A 2,435-nucleotide genomic window follows, 5' to 3' on the forward strand; every position below is an offset into this window, starting at 1 on the left:
CGGTGGCAGTGCGCCATGAGGCGCCTTGTCGTATCCCCGACTCAGTCGGGAGGAACTTGGAGGGAGGTTCTTGGGTCCAATGGCTTACCTAATCCGGAAACGGTGATGGGACCGAAGCATGCCAGGAAAGCGATGACCGGGCTCAGGTATCGGAGGCGGGGTATCGCGGGACCCGCGTGACACGGTGAAAGCTGGATTGCCTGAACCCCAATTCCCAGAAGACTGAAGGTCGAGTCCGCCGGAAAGATACCCGACACCGGCGCCGCACCCTGCGACGGTTTTGTGCCATGACCGACGCAACCTCCGGAGCGCGGAGCGATGCCCAGCGAGGGCATTCAAGGGAATGAGTGGGGCACCTAAATCACGCTATGACGTACGACAAGGACGAACATGGGATCGCCTAAAGGAAGAGATCTTCCTATGGCGACGGAGGCCCCGTAGTAGTCGCCGGAATCACGACCGGCCAAGGAGGACGGGAAAGCCGTCCGCATCGGGCGAAGGGGGCCAGGTGATCGGGCACTCAAGGATCGGGAGGTATGCGTAATGCAGAGCGCCGAAACGGTGCTGGGTGTCCTCCGTGAACGCGGCAGGCGTGGCCTGTCGTGTAATGAACTGTATCGACAGCTCTTCAATCCGCAGTTGTATCTACTGGCCTACGGGCGTCTGTACTCCAACAAGGGAGCGATGACGCCCGGGGTCAACGGAGAGACCGTGGACGGCATGTCGCTGGGCAAGATCGAGCACGTCATCGACGCGCTGCGCCACGAGCGCTACCGGTGGAGCCCGGCACGAAGGGTCTACATCCCGAAAGGGCGAGGCAGTACGAAACTGCGACCGCTCGGCCTGCCGCCCTGGAGCGACAAGCTCGTCGGCGAGGTGATCCGCCTGCTCCTTGAGGCGTATTACGAGCCGACGTTCTCCGACTCCTCCCACGGTTTCCGTCCCCGCCGAGGCTGCCACACCGCATTGCGCGATGTGGTCAACACCTGGACGGGCTCGGCCTGGTTGATCGAGGGGGATATCGCTCAGTGTTTCGACCGGCTCGACCATTCGGTCATGCTCCGGATCCTGGGCGAGAAGATCCACGACAACCGGTTCCTGCGGCTGGTGTGGAACATGCTCAAGGCCGGATACATGGAGGACTGGGTCTGGAACGCCACCCACAGCGGAAGTCCGCAAGGTGGTGTCGTTTCGCCGATCCTGTCCAACATCTACCTGCACAAGATGGACGAGTACGTCGAGAAGGTTCTCATCCCGGAATACACCCGAGGAAGAGTCAGGAAGCCGAACCGCGCCTTTCGCCGGGTGTGGTCGGCCATGGGCAGCGCCCGCAAGCGTGGCGACCACACCAAGGTGCGGGAACTGCGCAAGCAACTCCACAGCATGCCGAGCATGGATACTCAGGATCCCGGCTACCGGCGGCTGAGGTATGTGCGCTATGCCGACGACACCCTGCTCGGGTTCGCCGGACCAAAGGCGGAGGCCGAGGAAATCAAGGAGCGTCTGGCGCAATTCCTGCGTGACGACCTCAAGCTGAAACTGTCGCCGGAGAAGACACTCATCACGCACGCCCGCACCGGGGCCGCGCGGTTCCTCGGCTACGACATCACCGTGCTTCACAACGACCGCAAGGTCTCCGGCAGACGGCGTTCTGCCAATGGGACCATCAGTCTGCGTGTTCCCCGTTCGGTGGTATCCGCCAAACAAGCCCGGTACAAGGAACGCGGCAAACCCGCGCGTCGACCCGAACTGCTGAACCAGGACGACCACGTCATCATCAGCACCTACGGGTCGGAGTACCGCGGCATCGTCCAGTACTACCTGATGGCGGGCGACGTCTTTCGACTCGCCCGTCTGCAATGGGTCATGGAGACCTCGATGCTGATGACGCTCGCCAACAAGCACCGTTCGTCGGTGTCGAAGATGGCCCGCAAATACGCGACAACCATCGAGACACCGTACGGGCGGCGCAAGTGCTTCGAGGCCCGCGTCGAACGCGCCGACAGGAAGCCACTGGTCGGACGGTTCGGCGGAATCCCGCTGCGACAGAACAAGAAGACGGTCCTCACCGACCGTCGACCGGCACTGGTCACCATCAAACGCAAGGAACTGGTCACCCGGCTCCTCGCCGCGCGATGCGAGGTATGCGGGCACGTCGACGAGGTGGAAGTTCATCACGTCGCCAAACTCGCCGACCTCGGAAGATCGGGACACCGGCCACCGTGGGCGAATCTCATGGCCGCGCGGAACCGTAAAACCCTTGTGGTCTGCGGAAATTGCCACGCGGACATCCACGGCAGAAATCCTGTCTCGGCACTCACGGAGTAGTCACCGGAAAGCGACGTGCGGTGAAAGTCGCATGCGTCGTTTGGGCTGGGGGCCGTTGGAAAAGGGCCTGCACACGCAGGAACCTCGCCAACGGCCCACCAGTACTC

General features: G+C 62.5%; 1 protein-coding gene. It reads left to right on the forward strand.

All coding sequences use genetic code 11. The features are described 5' to 3' along the window. The first annotated feature begins 543 nt into the window (after nucleotides 1-543). Nucleotides 544-2,328 carry a reverse transcriptase domain-containing protein gene (locus tag ABZ374_RS48390; RefSeq protein ID WP_360325191.1) on the forward strand — a complete coding sequence of 595 codons (1,785 nt, stop codon included), beginning with the start codon at nucleotides 544-546 and terminating at the stop codon, nucleotides 2,326-2,328. The last annotated feature ends 107 nt before the right edge of the window (nucleotides 2,329-2,435 follow it).

This window comes from Embleya sp. NPDC005971 (genome assembly GCF_040629175.1).
Classification (GTDB): domain Bacteria; phylum Actinomycetota; class Actinomycetes; order Streptomycetales; family Streptomycetaceae; genus Embleya.

Coding starts and splice junctions, on each gene's coding strand:
- ABZ374_RS48390 (WP_360325191.1), top strand. CDS start 544: ATGCAGAGCGCCGAAACGGTGCTGGGTGTCCTCCGTGAACGCGGCAGG.